Below are 3,017 nucleotides of genomic sequence, written 5' to 3' on the forward strand. Positions count from 1 at the left end.
AACAGCAATCCGGGTCGACCTGGACTGGGAGCGCCAGCACGCCGAGTACGAACGACAGGCCACGCGCGGCAAGGGAGAGGTGATCACCCATCGGCGCGCAGTGCAGCAAGCGCAAGACTGGCTGGCCGCACGCCCAGCCAACGCAACACCCGTCTCCGAACCCGTACGCAACCTGATCGCAAGAAGCCAAAAACGATTGAGGCGCAATACTCGGCTTGCGCTGGTGGCATTGTTCAGCGTTTTGCTGGCAGCCGGCGGCGGACTCTTGAAATATCAGGCCCAGCAGGCCGAAAATGCCAAGGCGCGTGTGGACGCGCTGGTGGCACTGGCGGGATCCCGGGTGGAGTCTGATCCGATCGATGCGCTCAAGCTCGTTCTCGCCGCCTGGCCAAGTTCTGCGGATGGGGTATTCCCGCAATCTTCTCTGGCGTTCAGGGCAATCACATCCGCAATCTCCGCAACCCGTCCTCACGTGATCATGGGCGGGCATGAGGGCAGTGTCTACAGTGTCGCGGCCTCCCCCGATGGCACACGGCTGGTGAGCGGCAGCCAGGACGGCACTTTGCGGCTCTGGGATGCCCAGAGCGGGGCGCCGTTGAGCGATCCATTGCGCGGGCATGAGGGCTGGGTCACTAGCGTTGCCTTCTCCCTTGATGGCACACGGCTGGTGAGCGGGGGCAGTGACGGCACTTTGCGGCTCTGGGATGCAAAGAGCGGGGTGCCCTTGCTAGATCCGTTGCGGGGGCATGAGGGCTTGGTCACTAGCGTAGCCTTCTCCCCCGATGGCACACGGCTGGTGAGCGGCAGCCAGGACTACGCTTTGCGGCTCTGGGATGCCCAGAGTGGAGCGCCCTTGGGCGATCCATTGCGGGGGCATGAGAGCTGGGTCACTAGCGTTGCTTTCTCCCCCGATGGCACACGGCTGGTGAGCGGCAGCTGGGACAGCACTTTGCGGCTCTGGGATGCCCAGAGCGGGGCATCCTTGGGCGATCCATTGCGCGGTCATGAGGGCTTTGTCACTAGCGTTGCCTTCTCCCCCGATGGGACACGGCTGGTGAGCGGGGGCGGTGACGGCACTTTGCGGCTCTGGGATGCCCAGAGCGGGGCGCCCTTGGGCGATCCATTGCACCGGCATAAGGACGGGGTCGGCAGTGTCGCGGTCTCCCCCGATGGCACACGGCTGGTGAGCGGCAGCCAGGACGGCACTTTGCGGCTCTGGGATGCCCAGAGCGGGGTGCCCTTGGGCGATCCATTGCACGGGCATGAGGACGGGGTCAGCAGTGTCGCGTTCTCCCACGACGGCACGCGGCTGGTGAGCGGGGGCGGTGACGGCACTTTGCGGCTCTGGGATGCGCAGAGCGGGGTGCCCTTGGGCGACCCACTTCGCGGGCATGAGACCGGGATCAGCAGTGTCGCGGTCTTCCCCGATGGCATGCGGCTGGTCAGCGGCAGCTGGGACGGCACTTTGCGGCTCTGGGATGCCCAGAGCGGGGCATCCTTGGGTGATCCACTGCCCGGGCATGAGGGCGGGGTCAGTAGTGTAGCGGTCTTCCCCGATGGCATGCGGCTGGTGAGCGGGGGCGGTGACGGCACTTTGCGGCTCTGGGATGCCCAGAGCGGAGTGCCCTCGGGCAGCGATCCATTGCCCGGGCATGAGACCGGGATCAGCAGTGTCGCGGTTTCCCCCGATGGCACACGGCTGGTCAGCGGCAGCTGGGACGGTACTTTGCGGCTCTGGGATGCCCAGAGCGGGGTGCCCTCGGGCAGCGATTCATTTTGGGGGCATGAGGACGGGGTCAGCAGTGTAGCGTTCTACCCCGACGGCACGCAGCTGGTGAGCGGGGGAACTGATGATGGCAATTTTGGTACTTTGCGGCTCTGGGATGCGCAGAGCGGGGCGCCCTTGGGCGGCGATCCGTTTGGCGGGCATGAGGATCGGGTCAACAGCGTTGCCATCTCTTCCAACGGCACGCGGCTGGTGAGTGGCAGCTCGGATGGCACTTTGCGGCTCTGGGATGCGGAGAGCGGAGTGGAATTAGCTGTGCTGTTGCCCGGGCATGAGAGCATTGTCACTGGTGTCGCCATCTCTTCCAACGGCACGCGGCTGGTGAGTGGCAGCTCGGATGGCACTTTGCGGCTCTGGGATGCCCAGAGCGGGGCATCCTTGGGTGAGCCGTTTTGGGGGCATGAGGATCGGGTTACCAGTGTCGCGTTCTCCCCCGATGGCACACGGCTAGTGAGCGGAAGCGATGACAGCACTTTACGGCTCTGGGGCAACTTGCCTCCCGGCAATATTCTGCAAGTGGCATGCCGCTACCTACCTATAGTCGATGGCCGTCCCGACACCTCAACCGATGGCCTTGCCGACGAGATTGGCATCGAAAACCTGACCCTACCACAGGACTGCGACAGCTACGATCCGCCGTTTAACTGACCTGCCTCGATGATAAGGATTGTGAGAGCTGCGGCGCAAAAGCGTAACACGAAAGTGGCAGAAAATCTCACGCAGCAGCCAGATGTTGGATGTCACTGAGAACTGATGGGGTGGATACCCCCTCCCGACGGCATCGCAATGTGCAAAGGTGATGTGGGTCACATCACAAGAAGGAGGAAGTGTCCATGACAGAATTTACCATCGTTGGGCAGCTGGATTTGGCAAAGCGGGTTTTCCAAGTTGCATAGTGCAACGGCCCATGTTGGCGTTGCTATTCGCAAGAAACTGTCACGTGGTCAGTGGGCGAATTGTTTGGGCTCATCGTGTATCTGAAGGTCTTGCCAGCGATTGTCCTATGGGTTTTTTCCAAACGCTAAAACAACGCCGCAGCTCTTTGGTGGGATCGCTGACTTTCAATGAAGTTTGGACAAAACTAAGTCGTTTCTGTCCAAAACAAAATCGACATGGTGTGATTGCGGCGGTCGCTCTCCAGTGGCGAACGAGGTCCGGTATGTTGGCCTCATGTATATAAGGCGTGAGGAGAACGACCTATGGAACATTATGCTGGTTTGGATGTGTCACT

General features: G+C 61.9%; 1 protein-coding gene. It reads left to right on the top strand.

Annotation, left to right across the window (positions count from 1 at the left end; genetic code table 11):
* Window positions 1-196 precede the first annotated feature (196 nt).
* The gene (locus tag PVW27_RS21330; protein WP_274561204.1) at window positions 197-2,434 is read left to right on the top strand and encodes a WD40 repeat domain-containing protein; all 2,238 of its coding nucleotides are present in this window, start codon (window positions 197-199) and stop codon (window positions 2,432-2,434) included.
* The last annotated feature ends 583 nt before the right edge of the window (window positions 2,435-3,017 follow it).

Source organism: Seohaeicola sp. 4SK31 (genome assembly GCF_028802875.1).
GTDB lineage: Bacteria > Pseudomonadota > Alphaproteobacteria > Rhodobacterales > Rhodobacteraceae > Seohaeicola.